Below are 22,503 nucleotides of genomic sequence, written 5' to 3' on the forward strand. Positions count from 1 at the left end.
GCAATGACAACAATAAATAAGCAGTGGCGACTAAAAGCAAGACCAGTCGGCGAACCAAGTGCTGAAACTTGGGATTATACTGAGACAGAAATACCGACCATCACCGATGGTCAATTACTGATTAGAGTTGACTATATCTCTATCGATCCTGCGATGCGTGGTTGGCTAAACGATGCCAAATCTTATATCGCACCGGTACAAATTGGTGAAGTCATGCGCGCCGGTACTGTGGGCGAAGTGATTGAAAGTAAGCATGAGAAATTTGCCGTTGGGGATTATGTTGCAGGTCACGATGGCGTGCAGTCATATGCGGTCAGTGATGGCACAGGATTGCACAAAGTTGATCCAAATCTTGCACCGCTACCTTATTATCTAGGCGTACTTGGGATGCCGGGCATGACTGGGTATTTTGGTTTATTAAAAACAGGTCAACCAAAAGCAGGCGAGACCGTCGTGGTATCAGGTGCTGCGGGTGCTGTTGGTAGCTTGGTCGGTCAAATTGCCAAAATCAAAGGCTGCCGCGTCGTTGGTATCGCAGGCGGTAGCGAGAAATGCAAGTTCTTAGTCGATGAGCTTGGGTTTGATGCGACGATCGATTACAAAAACGAAGACGTCAAAAAAGCACTCAAGAAAACCTGTCCAAATGGCGTCGATGTCTATTTCGATAACGTTGGCGGTGATATTTTAAATGACGTGCTTACTCAGATTAATCTACGAGCTCGTATCGTTATTTGCGGTGCTATCAGTCAGTATAACAACACGACAGCAGTCAAAGGCCCATCAAATTATCTGTCACTACTGGTCAATCGTGCTCGTATGGAAGGCATCGTGGTGTTTGATAATATCAAAGAATATCCAATCGCGATGAAAGAGATTGCTGGCTGGATCCAGTCAGGTGATATCAAAGTAAAAGATCATATCGTTGAGGGTATCGAGACGTTCCCTGACACGCTTATGATGCTCTTTAACGGTGAAAACTTCGGCAAACTAGTACTTAAGGTAGAGGGATAAATCATGACACTGAATACAAACGGAATTGCATCAGATGTAACGGGTAAGCGTATTTTGATCACTGGTGGCGCATCAGGTATTGGTGCCGCAAGCGCATTACTATTGGCCAGTCGCGGCGCTAAAGTCGTGATCGGTGATATGGCAGAAGAAATGGGTGAGTCTGTTGCCCAGCAAGGTCAAGAGGCTGGCAACAGCATCACTTTTAGAAAGGTAGATGTGACTAGCGGTGATGAAGTGCGTGCATTGTTTGACTTCGCGATGGAGACATTAGGTGGCCTAGATGTGGTGGTCAATAACGCAGGTATCGACCACAAGCCTTCACCCATGCATGAGCTAAGCGATGATGACTTTGATCGCAATATCGCCGTCAATCTAAAAGGGGTCTGGAACTGTATGCGTGCTGCTGTCAATTGTATGATACCGAATGGCGGTGGTCATGTGATTAACGTAGCTTCTATTGCCGGTCTACGTTCTGCGCCCATGTTATCGGCTTATAGTGCCGCCAAACATGGCGTAATGGGATTGACCAAATCTGCGGCTCACGAGTACGCACGCGCCAATATTCGTTTTAACGCGGTATGTCCAAGTTTTATTGATACGCCAATGGTACGCAATACGATGGCAACGATGAACGAACGCGCGCAGCAAGCAACCGTTAAGGCCAGTCCACTGCGCCGTTTGGGCGAGGTGGACGAGGTTTCTGCCGCGATTGCATGGTTGGCTAGTGATGAGAGCAGCTTTATGAATGGTCACGCATTTACTTTAGATGGTGGCATGTTGGCATAATTTTGACGAAAAATGTCATAGAATATTTAAAATATAAGGAATAACGATGAAGGATTTATTTGATTTAACCGGTAAGGTTGCCCTAGTGACAGGTGCTAGTCGCGGTATTGGTGAGTCTATTGCTCGTCTACTGGCCTCAAGAGGCGCGCATGTGATTGTCTCTAGCCGCAAAATTGATGCTTGCCAAGCAGTAGCAGATAGCATCAAAGCTGACGGTCATAAAGCCAGCGCCTTTGCCTGTCATGTAGGAGATATGGAGCAAATTGACGCGGTTTTTGAACATATCAAAAGTGAGTTTGGTCAAATTGATATCTTGGTTAATAACGCTGCAGCCAACCCGTATTACGGTCATATTTTAGATACAGACTTAGCCGCTTTTGATAAAACGGTTGAGGTAAACATTCGCGGTTACTTCTTTATGTCAACAGCCGCTGGCAAAATGATGAAAGAACAAGGCGGCGGTGTTATCTTAAATACTGCGTCGGTCAATGGATTAGTGGCAGGCGATAAGCAAGGCATTTACTCAATCACCAAAGCGGCGGTTATTAGCATGACTAAAGCCTTTGCCAAAGAATGTGGCTCACTCAATATCCGTGTGAATGCACTATTGCCAGGCCTGACGGATACCAAGTTTGCCTCTGCTTTGACCACCAATGATAAAGTCTTAAAAATGGCACTACATTCGATCCCGCTAGGGCGCGTGGCAGAACCTGATGAAATGGCTGGTACTGTATTGTATCTCGTGTCGGATGCGTCAAGCTATACGACTGGCGCGACTATCGTTGTCGATGGTGGTATGTTGGCTTAATCAGCAAGCTAAAAAACAATCTATAGAAAATGATTCGAAAAATAAAAGTGACTATCAAAACCGCATGAGATTACGTTTCGTGCGGTTTTTTTGACTTTATTTTTAATAAATCGCATAGCTATTCTGAGTACTTTGCCATTAAATGGGCTACTAGTGCGAAGCAAAAATAGGCGGCACCGTGGCATAATAAGTCCAAATAATTAAAAGGAGTGAATCATGGACTCATTGACCAATCATAAAATAAATACTATTTCTCAAAATAAAACATGGCTATTTGTGCCAGCGACTCGCATCGATAGGATAGACAAAGCCTTTGCCAGTGGTGCAGATACCGTCATCGTAGATTTGGAAGATGCCGTTGCCAAGAAAGACAAAGCGGAGGCTCGAGAGGCGTTAAAAAACTACTACGATGATCAAAATGCGAAGCAAACTTATCAGCCGATTTGGCTGCGCATTAATAAAGCGGGTAGCGAAGAGTTTTTCAAAGACATCGCACTCTGTCAGAGAATGCCTAACTTGGCTGGTGTGTTATTGGCTAAGGCCGAGCAAGTAGCTGATATTGAAAGCGTACATCAGCTTACCAATTTACCTGTAATCGCCTTGATAGAGAGTGCCATCGGGCTATACCAAATCGATAGCATGGCAAAATCAGTAGGCTTGGTCGCGTTTAGCTATGGATTTTTGGATCTGTGTAATGATCTGCAAGTACAAGTAGGGACGCCATCAGCGGAGATAGTTGCCAATCAGATTCGCTATCAGCTTATTTTGACCTCAAAAGTACACCAGTTATCGCCGCCAATCGATACCATTTATCCTGATTTTAAAGATGAGTCAGGGTTAAGTAATCGAGTAAATTTGTGGTCACAAATGGGTATGGCAGGGATGCTGTGTATTCATCCCAAGCAAGTAGAGATCGTTCATCAAGCCTTGCAGCTAACAGACCGTGAGCTTGCGTTTGCAACGAGGGTGATAGAAAAGTATGAGAAAAGCGGGCAGGCAGTATTTGAAATAGATGGCGAGATGGTCGATGCGCCAGTGATTGCGCGCAGTCGTCAACTATTGGACAGGTAACGGTTATTAGCAAAGTAGCAGACAAATCTATAATGCTTTATCATGAACCATATCTATTCGTATATAAAAGCACATTATGATTTTTATCAATAACCATATTAGCCTCGATGATAATGAGGTAGAGATCAGCGCCATACGCGCACAAGGCGCAGGCGGGCAGAATGTCAATAAAGTTTCTTCTGCCATCCATCTACGTTTTAATATTCACACCTCAAGTTTGAGTGATGCGTACAAACAGCAATTGCTAGACAGTAAAGACAGCCGAATCACCAAAGAAGGCGTACTTATCATTAAAGCACAGCAGCTTCGTACCCAAGAGCGCAATAAAATCGATGCGTTTGAAAGGCTACAAAGCTTTATCAATAAAGCCACTCATGTCAACAAAACCAGACGGCCCACCAAACCAAGTCGGAATGCCAAACGCAAACGGGTAGATCAAAAAACTCAGCGCGGTAAGACCAAAGCATTACGCGGTAAAGTAGATTTTTAAAACTGTATTATTAAAAAGCTGTGCTATTAAAACAGAGCTATTCGATTAAACTATCACTTAACCAAGTCGCCGACTCAATTCAGGGAAGCGTTTTATCATAAATAACATTAGGAGCAGAGCGATACTCGCAATAGCCGCGCCGACATAACCCACGCTTGATATCGAGATATGCGTCACTGCATAGCCACCAAATAGCGCACCTGTACCAATACCTAAATTAATAATACCTGAGAACATCGACATCAGCATGTCTTGTGCATTGACATCGACCATGATGACTTTTGCCTGCATCGAGATAATCAGCAGCATGAGTGCCGCGCCCCAAAGCAGTGCACTAACACTAAGCGCCCATACAGACGTCACGACAAACAGCAATGTCAGCATAGAGACGAGTATTAGTATCGTAGATATCAGCATCAATTGGGTGTTATATCTATCACCCCAACGACTAAATATCACACTGCCCAAAATCCCAGCCGCGCCAAACAGTAGTAGCACAAAAGTAGCCGCATTTTCGCTGATATTACCGACCTGACGCATAAAGGGTTCTATATAAGAGTAGGCTGTATAGTGTGCGGTAAAGACGAGCAAGATAAGCAAATATAGGCAGACCAATAGTGGGTTTTTGAGTAATTCTGGAATTTTTCTAAAAGACCCCTCAAACATGCTGGGTAGCGTAGGCAGCAGCCTTGCTTGGAGTATGAATACCACCAGTGCAATGACACCAATGCCGCCAAATGTCGCGCGCCAACCAAACCACTGACCAACCAAGCGTCCTAACGGCACACCTAATACCATCGCAAGCGACGTCCCAGTCGCGAGCACACTCAGCGCCATGGCTTTCTTGCCTTCAGGTGCCACACGTATGGCGATTGCTGCTGTGATGGACCAAAATATCGCATGCGACAGCGCAATCCCAACTCGGCTAATGAGCAGTACGTCAAAACTCCATGCAAATACAGATAGCACATGACTGGCAATAAAGACGGCAAACAGCCCCAAGAGCAATCGTTTGCGCTCAAATCGACTGGTCAATAGCATCAGCGGCAATGACATCGCTGCCACAATCCAAGCATAGAGCGTCAACATCCAGCCCGTTTCTGCTGTGGTGATAGAGAAATCTTGGGCGATATCGCTCAAGAGTGCCACAGGGACAAATTCTGTGGTGTTCATAATAAAGGCACTAACGCCCATCAAAAATACTTGAAAATACTGAGTTCGGCGAGCGTTTGCACTCGTCTCAATGTTATTTTTCATAAAATCCAATATAAAGCAGGTGCTAGGGCGTGTCCCTAATTCAAACGTTTATCACTAAATGGGCCAAAAATGGCTAAATCTTTGACAAACGGCTTCAAATAGCTAGTTAATATCTCGATATTAACCAGCTATTTTCCTTGTTTGCCTGCGATTGAGCCATTTTTATCACCATTTTTAAAATAGGGACACGCCCTAATACAGCGGGTGATAAGTCAAAGTGGGGCAGGTATTCTTGGAATACAAGCGTCGCGAGGCAAGATAGCAAGCCAAAGTCGATTGTAAAAGATGTTTTTTGATAAGGATTGTTAACCCAAAGCTCAGCATGGAAGGCTTAGGAAAAGAGATTTAATGAAAAATACGAAACAAATAAAGAAAATTAAACTTCAATATGAGGTGCTTTTAATTTAAAAACCCAACCATTTACCGTTGAAAAATAAGTAAACATATCGGTATTTATTTTCTGCTATCTGTTGTGCTATCATCATTGAACGAACTATCGTGGGTTTAACAGTTTTGTTATCGCCGTCCGTGACAACCGTCTCATGGCAGCGTGGCAAACCTTGCAACTTCCAGCACGATATAAAATAACCTTGGTAAAGCGCATGAGCCTGTACTCCGACAACCTCATTTGTGCCTGATTTTTTGCCTATTTGGGCGTATATCAACCTTTTTCGTCGGAGTTATAGGAGTCTAAGGTGTTCAATATCATGAGCCACATTGCCAACCAATCTCAATATACCCGTCGTTATCACCCACGCCATCTCTTAGCACAATATGCGATCAATCAGATAGCCACGCTTGAGCTACGTTCGCAAGATATTGTCAGCGCCATGGGTTATCCTATCAAACATACCATTCCTGCCTGTGACCGCTTGCGCCATGTACTGTCGCATAGATATCTTGGACTTGATAGCAGCTATATGGACAAATACTTTACCGCTGATGAGTTTTTAGCAAAACTATTTGCCGTACTTGAGATACCGTATCAGCCATTCGCAGAAGATATTGCCCAAATTAAATATGACTTGGCGAATTACTCTCATACGTTACCTAGATATAGCTTACGAGCGGAAGTGGATTTTACATTTACGAGTGTCGATAATTGGATGTCTCGTGGCGCGGCTTCACGTTTTGCGCAAGTACACTTGCCTAGCGGTTTTGCCAAACTAGACGATGCTACGCGCGAATCAGTGATTCAAGACAGCATCTGCGAGCATTATCAGCAGTATGAGGGCAGTTTGCCATACGATGGTATCATCAAAGGCTATCGACTGACGATTGAACAAAACAACCATGTGGTTGATCATGCAGAGTATGGATTGCCAAAATCTAGCAGTATTTAAAATGCTGTGAGTATGTGAAGAGTGTAATAATCTAAGCTCATCGACTAAGAAGCCTTAGTATAAATTAGAAGACGCAGTATAAAAAAGCCTCACTTTATTGTGGGGCTTTTTGGTTTTTAATATTAGATTTTTTGTCTTATGTTTCAGGTTTAGAAATAGCGCGCCATAAAATCACAAATAGCGCATCAAATTCTGCATTTAATGGCGTCTCTGTTTGGCGAATGGTATGCATTAAGCCAAGTCGACTAATAAATCCCATAAACACATCGAAGAGTATATGCAGTGGAACGGTGTCGTTGAGCACCCCGCGATTTTGCCCATCTTCTAGTACCGCCAAAAACGCGCCAATTAACTCTTTGTTTTCATAGATTGCGATATTACGTATCCGCGAGGCCGACACAGAAGACAGCACCATCACCGCATCTGGATGCGAGTCGACAAAATCAAAGCAGACCCACAGCGTCTTACGTAGACGATCTTGTACGCTATCAATCCCTTGCAGATGATCCATAATACGAGCGGCTAATCTGCCGAGTACGATATCCATAATGGTATAAAACAGCGTTTGCTTGTCCCCGAAGTACTTGTAGAGCGTTTGCAAGGAAACGTTTGCAGACTTTGCAATCTGCGCCATCGTCACTTCATTCGCATCAAATCCTGCAAAGACTTTACGAACGGCCTGTTCAATTTTATCCAAAGTTGCGGGCCGCATATCGGATAGAGGCGCTAGAGATCGAGTTTGCGTGAGGCTATCTGACTGATTAAAGGTTTTCATATTTATCGCTTCTTAAAGTATTGGTTATTTGATATGTCCTACCAATTGAACAAATTGCTGACTAGTTCTCATTATTAAATTAATGAGTAATTTGAATTACCATTTTTATTTAATGGATTGCGAAGTGGTTTTTCGTAGCCTAGTATAAGACTCATATATTAATAAATACAAAGAATTTATAGTATATCTATGACGGTAATATAAATTACCGTAAATTTTTTAAAACGACTTAGCTATAGTCAATTCAATATAATTTCGATACAAGGAAACCGAGTGCAAGTTATACATTAGTGTGCTTAGCGAGGATGACGATGTAGCGGATCTATATAGACTTGACTATATAGTTGTTATTCACTCCACCTTGTCAAGGATAGACATCATGAGTATCGAAAAATTCACCCCAAACTGGATGACCGAAGAACATCAGATGGTATATGACAGCGCCTTAAAAATGTTTCAATCTTGGGAGCCAAAGGATGAGCAGTGGCGCAAAAACGGCATGATCGATCGCGATGCATGGGAAGAGGCGGGCGAGATGGGGTTTCTGTGTGCGGCGATACCAGCTGAATATGGTGGCGGCGGCGGAGATTTCGGTCACGAAGCCGCGCTCATCTACGCACAGACTGAGGCCAACCAATCGGGATTTGGCGGTATGGTGCATTCAGGTATTGTCGCGCCTTATATTTTGGCCCATGGTACTGAAGAACAAAAACAAGCGTGGCTACCAAAAATGGCAACAGGTGAATATATTGGCGCTATCGCCATGACTGAACCTGGCACTGGCTCCGACCTACAAAACATCAAAACCTATGCAGTAAAAGATGGTGATGATTACATTATCAATGGCTCTAAGACTTTTATTACCAATGGTCAGCATGCCAATCTTATCCTATTAGCATGCAAAACAGATCGTGAAAAAGGCGCACAAGGCGTCTCACTTATCATCGTAGAAACAGACAACGTAGAAGGGTTTGAGCGTGGACGTAATCTAGATAAGATTGGTCTGACCTCTCAAGACACCTCAGAGCTGTTCTTTAGCAATGTACGTGTGCCACAAAAAAATCTATTGGGTACGGTAGAAGGTATGGGCTTTATTCAGATGATGCAGGAGCTGCCACGTGAGCGTTTAATCATTGCGTTATCTGGGGTCGGTTCGATGAAGCTTGCTATTAATCTAACGCTAGATTATGTAAAGGGCCGTGAAGCCTTTGGCAAACCTATTTGGAAGTTTCAAAACACGCGTTTTAAAATGGCTGAATGCTATGCCGATTATCTTGCTGCCAGCACCATGTGTGATGCGGCAGTAGATGCGATGTTAGATGGCAAACTGTCTGTACCGCATGCCTCATTGATCAAATACTGGGTCACCGAAAAACAGTGCGAAGTCATCGATGAATGCGTACAGCTGTTTGGTGGCTATGGCTATATGACAGAATATCCTATCGCACGTCTATACGCTGATGCGCGCGTGCAAAAAATCTATGGTGGCACCAATGAGATTATGAAAGAGCTGGCATCACGCTTTATGTAGACGCTTATATTATAAGACTACAATAACTATTGTTTATTTAAAAAATAAAAAAAGGATTTTTTATGACTGAGACTGCTTATATTTATGGTGCGATCCGTACGCCACGTGGCAAAGGAAAAAAGGACGGCTCCTTATATCAGGCATCACCAATTTGGCTGACGCGTATTTTGTTAAAAGAGATGCAGCAGCGCCACAACTTGGATACCAGTTTGGTCGACGATGTGGTGCTTGGCTGCGTGACGCCAGTCGGCGAGCAGGGCTCTGATATTGCCCGCATTGCTGCTATCGATGCTGGCTGGGCACAAAGTGTGGCAGGTCTTACCTTGTCTCGTTTTTGTGCCTCTGGTCTAGAATCTATCAACCTAGCAGCGGCCAAAATCATGTCAGGTATGGAAGACATGGTGGTGGCGGGCGGCGTTGAGTCAATGAGCCGCGTACCGATGGGCTCAGATGGCGGCGCTTGGTATATGGATCCGCGCGTTAATGAAGCGACGCATTTCGTACCGCAAGGCGTGGGTGCAGATACTATCGCAACACTCAAAGGCTTTAGTCGTAGTGATGTCGATGCCTTTGCCACCGAGTCGCATCGCCGCGCTGCACAGGCATGGGAGAAGGGATATTACGATAAGTCCGTCGTCCCTGTTACCGACCTCAACGGTATGATGCTGTTGGATAAAGATGAAACCATCCGTCCTAATACCAATGTCGAGACCTTAGCTGGGCTAAAGCCTTCCTTTATCATGCCGGGCAAAATGGGCTTTGATAGCGTTATCTTGGATAGATATACGACAATTGAAACCGTCAATCATGTGCATCATGCAGGCAACTCTTCTGGCATCGTTGATGGAGCGGCGATTTGTTTGGTCGGTAGCGCGGCGGCTGGTCAAAAAGCAGGGCTAAAACCACGCGCCAAGATCACAATGGCTTCAGTCACTGGCTCAGAGCCTGCCATCATGCTGACAGGCCCGACACCCGCTTGCCAAAAAGCCCTTGATAAAGCGGGCATGCAAGCTTCTGATATAGACCTTTGGGAAATCAACGAGGCCTTCGCTGCTGTGCCGATGAATACCGCTGATGATTTTGGAATCTCGCTTGATATCGTCAATGTCAATGGTGGCGCAATCGCCATGGGTCATCCGCTTGGCGCAACGGGCGCGATGCTAATGACGACGGTCCTCGATGAGCTAGAACGCCGCGACCTAAAGACCGCTATGATTACGCTATGTGTGGGTGGTGGTATGGGAATTGCCACGATTATAGAGCGCGTTTAACTTCTTGCTCAAATAGACTAAAACACAATTAGATTAAAACGCAATATACAAAGAATCATTTAAGGGATAAAAATGATGACAAATAACCAGACAGCAGATGGCGTAACAGCCATTAATGAATTAGAAAACTTCTCTGCCCAGCGTGATGACGAGGGTATCGTCACTGTCACGATTGACCAAAGCAAACGCAAAATGAATGTCATCGGTGATGGCTTTACGGTGTCGTTCGCCACGATAGTTGATAATTTCATCAATGATGACACAGCCAGAGGCTTGATTCTCACTTCCGCCAAAGACACATTCGTAGTCGGCGCAGATATCGACCAATTGGGTAAGATTGAAACAGCTGAGCAAGCATTTGCACTGACCGAAGAATTAAAAGGGAGTCTGCGTAAGCTTGAAACTTCAGGTAAGCCTATCGTCGCTGCGATGACAGGAACGGCGCTGGGCGGCGGTCTAGAGTTGGCACTTGCCTGTCATTATCGTATTGCCATTGATACGCCAAAGACTAAGCTTGGTCTACCTGAGGTTAAATTGGGCTTGCTGCCGGGCGGCGGCGGTACACAGCGTTTGCCGCGATTGGTCGGTATTCAAATGGCACTGGAGCTCATGACGCAAGGCAAAGAGTTACGTGTCGCTGCGGCAAAAGAAATCGGGCTTATTGATGCGACAGCCACTGATCCAGCAGACATGCTGAAGCAGGCTAAGAGCTGGATTCAAAATAATCCAAGCGTGCAGCAGCCATGGGATAAGAAAGGCTTTAAAATCCCTGGCGGCGATAGTAAGCATCCAAAGGTGGTTCCTATATTCTCTATCGCCCCAGCCATGGCCAATCAAAAGTCACATGGCAACTATCCAGCGATTACTCATATTATGTCTTGTGTGTTTGAAGGGTGCCTCGTAGATATCGATACAGGGCTTGAGATCGAGTCGCGTTATTTTGCCGCTTGCGTGATGTCGACTGAATCAAAGAACATGATCAACACCTTATGGACTCAGCTGAATAGCATTAAAAAAGGTCAGTCTCGTCCTCAAGGGTTTGAACGCACAACCACCAAAAAAGTCGGTATTTTGGGCGCTGGCATGATGGGCGCTGGCATTGCTTATGTCACTGCTAAAGCAGGTATAGATGTCGTACTGTTGGACACAGAGATTGCCAATGCTGAAAAAGGCAAAGCGTACTCTACCAATATTTTGGATAAAGCCATCAGCCGAAAGCGCGCTACCGAAGAGAAAAAACAAGCCCTCCTAAAACGTATCACGCCAACCGTCTCTTACGATGATTTAGCTGATTGTGATCTTATTATCGAAGCGGTGTTCGAAAATCGAGAAATCAAAGCCAAATGTACCCAGAAGAGTGAAGCAGTGATTTCAAACACGGCCGTCTATGCGTCCAATACCTCAACGCTACCGATTACTGGGCTAGCAAAAGCCAGTACACGACCAAACCAGTTTATCGGTCTGCATTTTTTCTCGCCCGTAGACAAGATGCCGCTCGTTGAGATTATCATGGGCGAGCAAACTGATAATGCAACATTGGCCAAAGCGTTCGACTATGTTGTGCAAATAGGCAAAACGCCTATCGTCGTCAATGACAGTCACGGCTTTTATACCTCCAGAGTATTTGGCACCTATGTATCAGAGGGTATCGCAATGCTAGGAGAGGGTGTGCATCCGCGTAGCATCGAAGTTGCCGGACTAAAAACAGGCATGCCGATGCCGCCGCTAGCATTACAAGATGAAGTGTCGTTAAGCTTGGCGTTGCATGTCAGCGAGCAACAGCAGGTAGATATGGCAGCCGAAGGCAAGTCCGTTGCTGTGCGCCCTTCTTACGAGATACTAAAGACGCTGGTCAATGACCATGGGCGCGAGGGTAAGAAAAATGGCAAAGGATTCTATGACTATCCAACAGAGGGTGATAAGCATCTATGGCCTGAGCTGATAAACTTATATCCGCCAAAATCAGAGCAACCGTCGCAGCAAGATTTGGTTGACCGCCTGATGTTTATTCAAGCCAATGAATCTGCCAAATGCTATGAAGAAAATGTCGTGCGCTCAGTTGCCGATACCAATATAGGGTCTATCTTTGGTTGGGGATTTGCTCCGCAGCACGGGGGCACGCTACAGTTTATCAATGCAATGGGCGTCAATGAATTCATCAAACGTAGTCGCGAGCTCGCGGCAAAATACGGCGAACGGTTTGAGCCTGCTCAGATATTGCTAGACATGGCAGTCAAAGGCGAGGCGTTCTCCGATGATTGATGCGCATTTATCAAATCATGATCAAATGGCGGACTGTCTGAAAGGTTTACGAGTGGTCGATCTGACTCGTAATCTACCGGGACCTTTTGCCACGCGCTTGCTTACGGACTTGGGCGCAGACGTCCTTAAAATCGAACCCAAACAAGGTGACCCTGCTCGAGTATTTGGTGAGTTATTAGCTGCTTTGAACCACGGCAAGGTGACCGAAAAGCTTGACTTTCATGACTCTAAAGCGATTGAAGCTATAAAAGCACATCTTAAAGAAGCTGATGTGATGTTGGACAGCTTTCGCCCAGGTGTCTTGGCAGAAATGGGACTAGATGCTAAAACCTTGCATACCATCAACCCAAAGTTGGTGATGGTATCTATTACTGGTTATGGCGTCGCAGACAATGACGCAAAAGAAGGTGTCTACTTAGAAAGTGCTGAGTCAAAAAATAGCTCTCAAATAAATCATAATTGGTCTGATAAGGCCGGTCATGATATTAACTTTATGGCCATGAGCGGTGTACTTGATCAGTTAAAAACAGCTCAGGGTGAGCAGGCCATGCCCAATATCCAGTTTGCGGATTTGGCAGGTGGCAGTGACACAGCAGTGATAGCATTGTTGGCTGCTGTATTTGCCGCCCAGCATACGGGCAAGGGGCGACACATTGCTATTAGCATGACGCACAGTTTGTACAACCATATGGTCATGCCAAAGGTCACAGGCAAACTGATTAATAGCCTTTCAGGAAATGGCTTAAACGACACTCTACTGCCGCAGCATGATTTTTTAGGCGGTGCATTGCCATGCTATCGATTGTACCAAACCGCTGACCAGCGCCATATGGCGGTTGGTTCGTTAGAGTTGAAATTTTGGCAAGGTCTATGTGAGGTATTGGAGTTGCCAGCGCTTAAAGACGTACATTGGCAGCTTGGCATCATGCCCAATAGGCCTGAGAGTCAAACAGCGACTAAAACAATGGCGGAAAAATTCGCCAGTCAAACGCTTGAGCATTGGCAAGGCGTATTTGCGGTAACGGATGTCTGTGTGACCCCCGTGCTGAATTTACAGGAAGCCAAGGCTCACCCTTTGTTTGCGCATCAAGATGAACATCAGGCAACCTCAGGATGGCAGCAAATTAGCTAGTCACTGGTATGGAGATACCTTTTTAGTCTGTGTTATTTGGACTGCTTGTTTGAACTAGAGTGATTGAACTTGTATGTTTACAACTGTCTATCTAAAATTGCCTGAATAAGAGACAATATACGCATAAAATCTAAAGCGCCGTGATATTAAGAAAGTATCATGTACTAAGGCTCCTAAAGATTGAGCCACACAGACATTTCACAAATTTAACTCAAGCAAAAAGGCCGTTTTGAATGACCAAACATAACCCGTATAATTTCCTACCTTTGCAGCCTACTGGTAGAAACGAGAACGACACTGCCAATACCTATGCACCTGAAGATATGATTAAAATATATGAGCAGCAGTTTCTCATTCAAGTACCTGAAGAGGAGCTGACAGGGTTTTTGCCTGCCCTAAAAGCGTTTTATGATATTGATAACCATACACTAGATGTCAGCGCCGTTATTTTTGATGCAATTGCAGATTCGAGTATTATTTATAATCACAAAATCAAAGTGGGCGGCTATCAGTTGCTAGGCGGATTGGTAGAGGAAGCGATTGAATATGATGAGGATACTCAAAGTGACGACAGCACTGAAGGCGAAGAGATTCAGGCCTATACACTAGAGTGTCAGCGTACTTTTTTCATCAATGATGTAGAAATACCGTATCATTTTAATCTGTTCATTTATGGCGATGGCTATTCTACTTTGACCAAAAAAGAAACCGTGCTAGAAAAAATGTATTGGTTCGTCAGAGGCAGGTTTGAAGAGGAGTTGTTAGACGACTCCAAAGATAATGATAGCTTGGACTCGATCAATGAGCAGCTAGCCAGCTTGGGCATTGCGGCCATGGATCTAACGACTGTAGATGAGATAATCAGCTATGTAGAAGGCAGTATCATTGACGATCCAATGGTGGACGAGCTTAATAAACTGTTAGATGATGTTGAATAGTATTAATGGTAAGCGTCTTTCAAAAGGACGAGCTTCTTCACGATCATAAGTTTTCAAAGTGTGACGGCTTTATTTGTTTCTAAAATGGCACTAAGCGAAATAACTTTAATCCTAACGAGATCATATTATGTTCAAAATAAAAGTAGAACGCATTGTCAAAAAACCGATTGATGAGGTATTTGAAGCACTGAGCGACCATGCCAGTTATGGCTCATTTAAAGCGGTGGGAGTTGCTAAGTTAGTCGCTGAAGGTAATGAGGAGCGCAATGGTGTTGGCGCTTTACGTAGCATTCAAGCGGGACCTGTTAAGTTTTGGGAGCGGATTACAGCGTTTGAGCGTCCTACTCATATGCAATACCAAATCGAAAAAGCTAAACCTGTCAAAATGCGACATGATAAAGGCGTCATTGATTTAAAAGACTTGGGCGATGGCACCACACACGTGACTTGGATATCCGAGGGTCGATTGATTGTACCATTGCCATTAATCGGTCGCCTATTTGATCGTCAAATGCAGAAACAAGGAACCATAGGATTTAGTAGTATACTCAAATCTATAGAAAGCCGCTAATCTAGCGGCAATATTGTCTTCTTCAATATAATTATATAATGGTGGCTCTTTTATTTGAGCCACTATTAGTTGGTCTTAATCCGTTTTGTTCTTGGCAGCTTCAATTTCGTTAAAACGTGCTAACTGTTCTGGTGTTGCTTTTTGCTGATACTTCTCTTTCCACTCAGCATAAGGCATACCATAAACAAGCTCGCGCGCATCCTCGTAGTCGATTTCAATACCACGCTCTTCACCAGCAGCTTTATACCATTTGGATAAACAGTTACGACAAAAGTCAGCAAGGTTCATCAGCTCGATATTTTGTACATCTTTACGCTCGTCTAAATGAGCCAGTAAGCGACGAAATGCCGCAGCTTCTAATTCGATATTTGATTCTAATTTTGCCATAATATTTTTCCTAGTTATTAATGCGCATTCTGTATAGTTATAGACATCTGATCATAATTACATTTTGCATTTTAAAAATGTTGATAACTCATTGCCTTATTATTTACAGACTGTCCATCTAATATAGTAGCTGTCATTGAGCCGCTTTAAAACCGACATGATACTAACGATATAAATATCGCGCAACTAGCGTGGGGTGGGCGCAACGTCTATGAAATTAATGAATGGCTTAATCTATCATTAGTTAGAATGCACGGTTCTGATTTTGGGCTGTTAATATATTGTGTAAACTTAAGCAATGATTCCGAACTATTTTTTATAATTAGGTATTGAGTATAAATACATGAGATTAAATGATTTGTTTTATATAGATTATCATTTTCTTTTATTCACGGCGCTTGATATAGACAATCCGTTTACAGAGTAGAATAATAGCGCAGAAGAGGCGAGTGCTTATTCTATTTTTATTGATGCTAGATATGAAGCGGTGATTGGCTTTATCATTAGATAAAACATATTAGATGTCAGTACATAATCCTGATAGATTACACCAGCTTGTCAGTATCTATAAGCAAAAGCATATCACCTTTAGATCGTACTTAAGGTTTGGTATTAAATAGTCTCAACATGAGCTATTGGCTGAATTCTTAAAAATAGAATGTGAAATTATTGCTCCTCACCATTGGCAATTTATGAGTCGTCCAGCGTCTTGAAGTTTTTGGGAGAGGTGTTAGTGACATTGATTGATATTACCTAATACGATCAAACAGCTTTAATAATGCGCTCATAGAGAGCTTTTAATATGTGTTGAAGAGTGATTTCTAATGTAATGAAATGATTAATGGAGAACTGCTTTGCAGCACCGCAAGGCCAAAGCTATGCTCGCATTTGGGCTAATAATAAGAAAGGTTTAGACTATAATTGTTAAGCTGCGTAAATAGGATTATCTAAGTTAATGTTTATGAAATTGACAATAGAGACCAGCACGAGTAAACGGAATTTATTTTTACACTCTAATCTATATGATATAAAAGAATCAACAAATTATGAAAACTGAAACTCAAACCCCACTTGCTTTTAGAAGGTATCCTTCAACCACGGCTATGCAGTGTTTTGAAACAGCAGCGCGGCATTTGAGTTTTACCAATGCTGCGCAAGAGATGCATATGACGCAGAGTGCGATCAGTAAGCAGGTGGCGCAGCTAGAGGAGATGCTCAATCTGTCACTGTTTTATCGGACACCGCATCGCATCTCACTCACGCCTGCAGGCAAAACGTATTATCTTGAAGTGTTGAATATTCTCAAACATATCGAAGCGGCGACAACTAGTCTGATGTCAAACAGTGACAACTCAGAGGTACTTAAAATTGTCACCCATCCCACTTTTTGTGCTCGTTGGTTGATACCAGCACTGGAGGGATTCAGCCAAGCACATCCACTGCTTAATTTAAATATCAAAGAACTTGCAGTGCCTTTTTTTGCCGAAGATCAAAATGTCGACGTTGCCTTTATGTACGGTGATGGCGTTTGGGGTGGTATGGAGTCAATAAAGCTATTTGATGAGTATACGGTGGCGGTCTGTCACCCTAAGTATCTGACAGATAAGCCGCCCTGTATAAACCATATCGATCAGTACGCCTTGTTGCAACTTAGCTCACGTCCAAGTGCATGGTATGAGTATTTTAGGCAGCAAGACATCAGTATCGATGGCACCTTTGTCGGCCCGCGTTTTGATACGTTTAACGCCATCATTTCCGCCGCCTTACTTGGCTATGGCATCGCGTTAGTGCCTATACGTTTGGTTGCGCCAGAGCTGCAATCAGGGGCTCTGATAACGGTATGGGATTATGCAGCTAAGGGCAGAGGGGCATACTATATGTCTTATCCTTTATCGCTTGGTAATTCGCACAAGGTAAAGGTTATTTTAGAATGGGTATCTGCGTATCTTGCCAAGTCAAATGAGCAAACATTAAATGCTATCGTGTAATTTAGCTATTATTAACTGGCAAATTATTGTGTCGTAAAAAAACAAACGACGACATATCCATGAATAGTAGCGATTAAAAGGGACGCTACCGAAAAGTCTATAACTGACACCAGTAAACCGGCTTTATGCCGGTTTTTTTTGGCAATGACAAAAAGGAATGGTGTCACAACTATTCTTCGTTTGCTGATAATGCAGGGTTTTGCTGAAATGAGTATCTAACTCAAGGAAGACGAGAGATTGATATGGATCAGCTACACAACGTTACCGATGCCTTTACGATGGTACATCCAATAACACTCACCAAAGGCATAAATGCAACGGTGTGGGATGACAATGATCGAAGTTATATCGATTTTGTTGGGGGTATTGGCGTCCTAAATTTTGGCCATTGCCATCCTCATATCGTGAGTGCCATTGTCTCGCAAGCACAGTCGCTTATCCACTACGCTTACAATGCGGCGGCTCATACCCCGTATCAGACTTTTATGCCCAGACTGTGCCAGCTGGTGCCTATTGAAGGTGTGCTTGCTGGCATGCTCACCAACTGCGGCGCAGAAGCCACTGAAAACGCCATCAAAATCGCTCGTATGACCACAGGCCGCACAGGGGTTATCGCTTTTGATGGCGGGTTTCATGGGCGCACGCTTGCTGCTGTCAATTTGAATGGTAAAGTTGCCCCTTATAAGCGAGGACTTGGACCATTGGCAGGCGGCGTCTACCACATTCCTTTTCCCAGCCCAGACAATGACGTTAGCGATCAGCAGGCAATCGATGCGTTAGATAGGCTCTTTACGGTCGAAACTGACATCAACAATATCGGTGCCATCATCGCAGAACCTGTGCAGGGTGAAGGTGGGTTTCAGATAATGTCAAAGGCGTTTGCTCGCTATCTACGCGACTTCTGTGACGAGCATGGCATTTTGCTTATTATGGATGAGATCCAGTCAGGTTATGGACGTACGGGCACGTCTTTTGCCTTTACACACCTAGACATTGAACCTGACATGGTACTGCTCGGTAAGAGTATCGCTGGGGGATTACCGCTGGGCGCAGTAGTCGGTAAGGCGAGCGTGATGAATGGACGTCCCAAGGGTAGCTTGGGCGGTACATATTCGGGCAATCCCGTCGCTTGCGCGGCAGCAAATGCCACTTTAGATATCATGCAAAAAGAGGAGGTGTGGCAGTCTGCTAGGCACTATGCCAAGACCATCGAAGAGACGGTTACCGCGTGGCAGCAAGAAAACATCTCTCCGTGGTTGCATGGACTCACAGGCGTGGGTGCCATGCGCGGTATCGAGCTGCGTCATCCGACGCACGGCGCGCATTCTATCATCATGACCCATGTGTTAAAACACGCCCGAGAGCGTGGGCTGCTACTGATGCCTAGTGGCAAATACCGACATATCATTCGCCTATTGCCACCACTTACCATCGAGCCTGAGACACTAACCGCTGGACTCCATATCTTAAAAGAGGTGCTCATGGCCTTGCCTGATGAGCTACCAGAAACCTAAAGTGGTGCTAGAAAAATAATCACTTTCCATACGATCTCAATGCGATTTTGAACGCCAACCTTGATGATGAATACATTGTTACTGTGCTGTATCGACATACTTTATAAACCAAAACTGCCACAGCTTTTTAAAAAGGATAATGACTTGTGAAATCTACTTTGATAAACAGCGATGATATTCGCCACGAATTTTCTATTGCGATGTCCGAGATGTACAAGAAAGAAGTGCCGTTATACGGCGACTTGATTGACTTAGTAAGCGACGTCAATACAGAGACGCTGGCGCAGCAGCCTGAAATCAGACAACAGCTTGAGCACAGTGGCGAGCTTACTCGGCTCAATATGGAGCGTCATGGGGCAATTAGATTGGGCACAGCGGCTGAGCTGAGCATGATGCGTCGACTGTTTGCGGTGATGGGAATGCATCCTGTTGGTTACTATGACTTGGCGCCTGCAGGGGTGCCTGTACACTCGACTGCCTTTCGAGCGATTGAAACGGAGTCATTGAACAGAAGTCCATTTCGAGTCTTTACCTCTTTGCTGCGCTTGGATTTGATTGCTGATGAGCAGCTCAGACAAGAGGCAAGAGCGGCATTGGACCAACGCCAGATATTTACTGATAACGTTATCGACTTAATCGAGCGGTTTGAGCAGCAAGGCGGACTCACCAAGGATGAGAGTCAGCAGTTTGTCAAAGAAGCGTTAGAGACGTTTCGTTGGCATGACAACACACCCGTCTCAAAAACACTGTACCAAAGCCTACTAGCACAGCATGGTCTCATAGCGGATGTGGTCGGTTTTAAGGGGCCACACATCAACCATCTGACGCCCAGAACGCTCGATATCGATACCGTACAAGCTCGCATGCAAGGTAAAGGCATTGCACCAAAAGCCATCATAGAAGGACCCCCTAAACGTGATTGCCCTATCTTGTTACGACAAACGAGCTTTAAAGCGCTAGAAGAGGCCGTCAGTTTTCAAAACGCAGAGGGCGGCTACGACACTGGTCACCATAGCGCGCGCTTCGGTGAGATTGAACAGCGCGGCGTGGCCTTGACACCTAAAGGTCGTGCGTTGTACGACAAACTACTCAATCAAGCGCGCGAGCAGCTTGGCGGGACACCGAATGAACACAATGCTGCAAAATATTATCAACTGTTAGACAGCGCATTTGAGGCGTTTCCAGATGATTATCAAACGCTGCATGATGAGGGGTTGGCCTACTTTTATTATCGGGCAGTTGATGATGGCGTCGATATGAGTACTGCCATATCTGATCTAGACACCAGTGCGTCGCAAACAGAGACAGCAAAACAAGCCATTGCCGATTTGATCGAGCAAGGGGCTGTTCGGATTGATCCTATCGTCTATGAGGATTTTTTGCCAGTCAGTGCGGCGGGCATTTTTCAGTCCAATCTGCATGATGAGAAGCAAAGCGATTATCAAGGCCCGTCCAATCAGCAGGAGTTTGAGCAGGCGTTAGGGGCGGCTGTTTATGATGAGCTGGCGCTTTATCAACGCCTACAATCTCAGAGTTTAGAGCTCTGTTTGCTGGCTTTGGATAGTAAAGCTTAGCGCTGAATGCTTGATGAGACTAAGCCTGAGCACGATATTGACACGCCATTCCAAAAAGGAATGGCAGTAAGAAATTAATTATTTTGCAACTTATCTTGTCAGCAGTTAATTTAATAAGTGTTTCAAGGAAGCATAAACCACTATAAGAGGATTGAGTATGATCAAGCAATATATGTCCGCCATGGGTGTCGAGGAAGCACAGTATCAAGATGGCGATTTTGAGGTTAACAGCCCCATTGATGGCGCTGTTATTGGCAACATTACTTTGGATAGCGTTAATGATGTCGATATCAAAGTAGCTAATGCCAAAGCAGCATTCAAAGCATGGCGCACCGTACCTGCCCCAAGACGTGGTGAGCTGATTCGCTTACTTGGTGAGGTATTGCGCGAGCACAAAGAAGACCTAGGTATGCTGGTGTCATTTGAGGCTGGCAAGATCAAACAAGAAGGTCTGGGCGAAGTACAAGAAATGATCGATATCTGTGATTTCGCCGTTGGCGTATCGCGTCAGCTATATGGCCTAACTATCGCCTCAGAGCGCCCAGGTCACCATATGCGTGAGACGTGGCATCCGCTTGGTGTGATTGGCGTGATCTCTGCCTTTAACTTCCCTGTCGCGGTATGGTCTTGGAACACAGCACTTGCCATTGCTTGTGGTAATCCTGTGATCTGGAAGCCATCAGAGAAAACCCCATTGGTGGCCTTAGCCTGTCAAGCGATGTTTGAAAAAGCGCTTGCTAAGTTTGGCGATGCACCCGCGCACTTGTCGCAATTACTGCTTGGCAAAACAGAGGTGGGTAATGCCTTGGTTGAGCACAAAGATGTGGCGTTAGTCAGTGCCACTGGTAGTACACGTATGGGCCGTGAAGTGGGGCCAAAGGTAGCCAATCGTTTTGGCAAATCCTTACTTGAGCTTGGTGGTAACAACGCCATGATCTTGACCCCAAGTGCAGATTTGGATCTGGCGCTACGCGGTATTCTCTTCTCAGCGGTCGGTACTGCAGGTCAACGCTGCACTACATTACGCCGCTTGTTTGTCCATGAGTCTATCAAAGATGACATCTTACCGCGGGTTAAATCTGCTTATGAAACCGTCACTATCGGTCATCCACTAGAGGGCAACTTGGTTGGTCCACTGATTGATGAAGACAGCTTTAACAACATGCAAAATGCCTTGGAAAAAGCGCGCGCGGCGGGCGGTACGGTAACAGGCGGCGAGCGTGTTTTGGCTGACAAATACCCTGATGCCTACTATGTTAAACCTGCCATTGTAGAGTTTGATGAGCAAAATGACGTTGCCAGAAGTGAGACGTTTGCGCCTATCTTATATACCATGACCTACCAAGATTTCGATGACGCCATCGAGATGCAAAATGACGTCCCTCAAGGTCTATCCTCTTGTATCTTTACCAATGACTTGCGTGAAGCGGAGATTTTCTTGAGCGATCGTGGCAGTGATTGCGGTATTGCCAATGTCAACATCGGTACCAGTGGCGCTGAGATCGGCGGATCATTTGGCGGTGAAAAAGAAACAGGCGGTGGCCGTGAATCGGGTTCTGATGCTTGGAAAGCCTATATGCGTCGTCAAACTAACACCATCAACTATTCAAAAGAGCTGCCGCTGGCACAGGGCATTAGTTTCGGCTAATAACAACACGCTTATTTTCTTTTATCCTTTTTGACTATTCATTATTAAACCGGTTGCTGGGCATATTTGACCAGCAACCTACAACACATCTGTGTCTTTTGAGCGAGAATTTTTTGTAAGCAGCAATTTTTTAAAGGATTGAGCAA

19 protein-coding genes are annotated in these 22,503 nt (G+C 44.7%); 16 read left to right on the forward strand and 3 right to left on the reverse strand.

Translation table 11 applies throughout. From position 1 onward, the window contains the following. Positions 1-3 precede the first annotated feature (3 nt). From JMX83_RS11755 to arfB, 5 genes are all read left to right on the forward strand, one after another. On the forward strand, positions 4-1,011 hold the full coding sequence (locus tag JMX83_RS11755; RefSeq protein ID WP_201601979.1) for an NADP-dependent oxidoreductase: 1,008 nt from the start codon (positions 4-6) through the stop codon (positions 1,009-1,011). 3 nt (positions 1,012-1,014) lie between these two features. Continuing rightward, on the forward strand, positions 1,015-1,797 hold the full coding sequence (locus tag JMX83_RS11760; protein ID WP_201601982.1) for an SDR family NAD(P)-dependent oxidoreductase: 783 nt from the start codon (positions 1,015-1,017) through the stop codon (positions 1,795-1,797). Between the two features lie 46 nt (positions 1,798-1,843). Beyond that, positions 1,844-2,605: an SDR family oxidoreductase gene (locus JMX83_RS11765; RefSeq protein WP_201601985.1), complete on the forward strand. Its 762-nt coding sequence runs from the start codon at positions 1,844-1,846 to the stop codon at positions 2,603-2,605. A 216-nt stretch (positions 2,606-2,821) separates the two neighbouring features. Beyond that, on the forward strand, positions 2,822-3,676 hold the full coding sequence (locus JMX83_RS11770) for an HpcH/HpaI aldolase/citrate lyase family protein (protein WP_201601988.1): 855 nt from the start codon (positions 2,822-2,824) through the stop codon (positions 3,674-3,676). 76 nt (positions 3,677-3,752) lie between these two features. Next, a complete protein-coding gene (gene arfB / locus JMX83_RS11775) occupies positions 3,753-4,166 on the forward strand; it encodes an alternative ribosome rescue aminoacyl-tRNA hydrolase ArfB (protein WP_201601991.1) in 414 nt (137 codons plus the stop codon). A gap of 57 nt (positions 4,167-4,223) precedes the next feature. On the opposite strand, the gene JMX83_RS11780 is transcribed toward arfB, so the two are convergent. Next, positions 4,224-5,423: a sugar transporter gene (locus tag JMX83_RS11780; protein WP_227675839.1), complete on the reverse strand. Its 1,200-nt coding sequence runs from the start codon at positions 5,421-5,423 to the stop codon at positions 4,224-4,226. Positions 5,424-6,130: 707 nt separating this feature from the next. Between JMX83_RS11780 and JMX83_RS11785 the strand changes: the two genes are divergently transcribed. Then, on the forward strand, positions 6,131-6,766 hold the full coding sequence (locus JMX83_RS11785) for a hypothetical protein (protein ID WP_201601994.1): 636 nt from the start codon (positions 6,131-6,133) through the stop codon (positions 6,764-6,766). 136 nt (positions 6,767-6,902) lie between these two features. Here the strand turns inward: JMX83_RS11785 and JMX83_RS11790 are convergent, their stop codons facing one another. Then, on the reverse strand, positions 6,903-7,541 hold the full coding sequence (locus JMX83_RS11790; protein WP_201601996.1) for a TetR/AcrR family transcriptional regulator: 639 nt from the start codon (positions 7,539-7,541) through the stop codon (positions 6,903-6,905). A gap of 379 nt (positions 7,542-7,920) precedes the next feature. Here JMX83_RS11790 and JMX83_RS11795 point away from each other — a divergent pair, with 379 nt between their 5' ends. The 6 genes from JMX83_RS11795 to JMX83_RS11820 all read left to right on the forward strand — a co-directional run bounded on the left by JMX83_RS11795 (position 7,921) and on the right by JMX83_RS11820 (position 15,246). Continuing rightward, complete coding sequence (locus JMX83_RS11795) at positions 7,921-9,072, forward strand: acyl-CoA dehydrogenase family protein (RefSeq protein ID WP_201601998.1); 1,152 nt, start codon at positions 7,921-7,923, stop codon at positions 9,070-9,072. A 62-nt stretch (positions 9,073-9,134) separates the two neighbouring features. Next, positions 9,135-10,343, forward strand: a complete 1,209-nt coding sequence (locus JMX83_RS11800) for an acetyl-CoA C-acetyltransferase (RefSeq protein WP_201602000.1) — start codon at positions 9,135-9,137, stop codon at positions 10,341-10,343. A 72-nt stretch (positions 10,344-10,415) separates the two neighbouring features. Continuing rightward, a complete protein-coding gene (locus tag JMX83_RS11805) occupies positions 10,416-12,605 on the forward strand; it encodes a 3-hydroxyacyl-CoA dehydrogenase NAD-binding domain-containing protein (RefSeq protein ID WP_227675840.1) in 2,190 nt (729 codons plus the stop codon). After that, a complete protein-coding gene (locus JMX83_RS11810; protein ID WP_201602002.1) occupies positions 12,598-13,737 on the forward strand; it encodes a CaiB/BaiF CoA transferase family protein in 1,140 nt (379 codons plus the stop codon). Before JMX83_RS11805 ends, JMX83_RS11810 begins: the two co-directional genes overlap by 8 nt. A 233-nt stretch (positions 13,738-13,970) precedes the next feature. Then, on the forward strand, positions 13,971-14,675 hold the full coding sequence (locus JMX83_RS11815; protein WP_201602004.1) for a hypothetical protein: 705 nt from the start codon (positions 13,971-13,973) through the stop codon (positions 14,673-14,675). A 127-nt stretch (positions 14,676-14,802) separates the two neighbouring features. Continuing rightward, on the forward strand, positions 14,803-15,246 hold the full coding sequence (locus tag JMX83_RS11820) for an SRPBCC family protein (RefSeq protein WP_201602006.1): 444 nt from the start codon (positions 14,803-14,805) through the stop codon (positions 15,244-15,246). Between the two features lie 75 nt (positions 15,247-15,321). Here the strand turns inward: JMX83_RS11820 and JMX83_RS11825 are convergent, their stop codons facing one another. Beyond that, positions 15,322-15,633, reverse strand: a complete 312-nt coding sequence (locus JMX83_RS11825) for a DUF1244 domain-containing protein (protein ID WP_201602008.1) — start codon at positions 15,631-15,633, stop codon at positions 15,322-15,324. 1,046 nt (positions 15,634-16,679) lie between these two features. On the opposite strand from JMX83_RS11825, the gene JMX83_RS11830 reads away from it, so the two are divergent. The 4 genes from JMX83_RS11830 (at position 16,680) to amaB (ending at position 22,357) form a co-directional block, all read left to right on the forward strand. Then, complete coding sequence (locus JMX83_RS11830) at positions 16,680-17,621, forward strand: LysR substrate-binding domain-containing protein (RefSeq protein WP_201602011.1); 942 nt, start codon at positions 16,680-16,682, stop codon at positions 17,619-17,621. A 242-nt stretch (positions 17,622-17,863) separates the two neighbouring features. Further along, complete coding sequence (locus JMX83_RS11835; protein WP_201602014.1) at positions 17,864-19,135, forward strand: 2-aminoadipate transaminase; 1,272 nt, start codon at positions 17,864-17,866, stop codon at positions 19,133-19,135. A 200-nt stretch (positions 19,136-19,335) separates the two neighbouring features. Beyond that, on the forward strand, positions 19,336-20,709 hold the full coding sequence (gene hglS, locus JMX83_RS11840; RefSeq protein ID WP_406947635.1) for a 2-oxoadipate dioxygenase/decarboxylase HglS: 1,374 nt from the start codon (positions 19,336-19,338) through the stop codon (positions 20,707-20,709). A 157-nt stretch (positions 20,710-20,866) separates the two neighbouring features. Continuing rightward, on the forward strand, positions 20,867-22,357 hold the full coding sequence (gene amaB, locus JMX83_RS11845) for an L-piperidine-6-carboxylate dehydrogenase (protein WP_201602020.1): 1,491 nt from the start codon (positions 20,867-20,869) through the stop codon (positions 22,355-22,357). Positions 22,358-22,503 lie beyond the last annotated feature (146 nt).

Source organism: Psychrobacter piscatorii, from assembly GCF_904846415.1.
Taxonomy (GTDB): Bacteria; Pseudomonadota; Gammaproteobacteria; order Pseudomonadales; family Moraxellaceae; genus Psychrobacter; species Psychrobacter piscatorii.

Coding starts and splice junctions, on each gene's coding strand:
- amaB (WP_201602020.1), top strand. CDS start 20,867: ATGATCAAGCAATATATGTCCGCCATGGGTGTCGAGGAAGCACAGTAT.
- JMX83_RS11835 (WP_201602014.1), top strand. CDS start 17,864: ATGGATCAGCTACACAACGTTACCGATGCCTTTACGATGGTACATCCA.
- JMX83_RS11770 (WP_201601988.1), top strand. CDS start 2,822: ATGGACTCATTGACCAATCATAAAATAAATACTATTTCTCAAAATAAA.
- JMX83_RS11795 (WP_201601998.1), top strand. CDS start 7,921: ATGAGTATCGAAAAATTCACCCCAAACTGGATGACCGAAGAACATCAG.
- JMX83_RS11825 (WP_201602008.1), bottom strand. CDS start 15,633: ATGGCAAAATTAGAATCAAATATCGAATTAGAAGCTGCGGCATTTCGT.
- JMX83_RS11800 (WP_201602000.1), top strand. CDS start 9,135: ATGACTGAGACTGCTTATATTTATGGTGCGATCCGTACGCCACGTGGC.
- JMX83_RS11815 (WP_201602004.1), top strand. CDS start 13,971: ATGACCAAACATAACCCGTATAATTTCCTACCTTTGCAGCCTACTGGT.
- JMX83_RS11755 (WP_201601979.1), top strand. CDS start 4: ATGACAACAATAAATAAGCAGTGGCGACTAAAAGCAAGACCAGTCGGC.
- hglS (WP_406947635.1), top strand. CDS start 19,336: ATGTCCGAGATGTACAAGAAAGAAGTGCCGTTATACGGCGACTTGATT.
- JMX83_RS11790 (WP_201601996.1), bottom strand. CDS start 7,541: ATGAAAACCTTTAATCAGTCAGATAGCCTCACGCAAACTCGATCTCTA.
- JMX83_RS11765 (WP_201601985.1), top strand. CDS start 1,844: ATGAAGGATTTATTTGATTTAACCGGTAAGGTTGCCCTAGTGACAGGT.
- JMX83_RS11760 (WP_201601982.1), top strand. CDS start 1,015: ATGACACTGAATACAAACGGAATTGCATCAGATGTAACGGGTAAGCGT.
- JMX83_RS11810 (WP_201602002.1), top strand. CDS start 12,598: ATGATTGATGCGCATTTATCAAATCATGATCAAATGGCGGACTGTCTG.
- JMX83_RS11785 (WP_201601994.1), top strand. CDS start 6,131: ATGAGCCACATTGCCAACCAATCTCAATATACCCGTCGTTATCACCCA.
- JMX83_RS11805 (WP_227675840.1), top strand. CDS start 10,416: ATGATGACAAATAACCAGACAGCAGATGGCGTAACAGCCATTAATGAA.
- JMX83_RS11830 (WP_201602011.1), top strand. CDS start 16,680: ATGAAAACTGAAACTCAAACCCCACTTGCTTTTAGAAGGTATCCTTCA.
- JMX83_RS11820 (WP_201602006.1), top strand. CDS start 14,803: ATGTTCAAAATAAAAGTAGAACGCATTGTCAAAAAACCGATTGATGAG.
- JMX83_RS11780 (WP_227675839.1), bottom strand. CDS start 5,423: ATGAAAAATAACATTGAGACGAGTGCAAACGCTCGCCGAACTCAGTAT.
- arfB (WP_201601991.1), top strand. CDS start 3,753: ATGATTTTTATCAATAACCATATTAGCCTCGATGATAATGAGGTAGAG.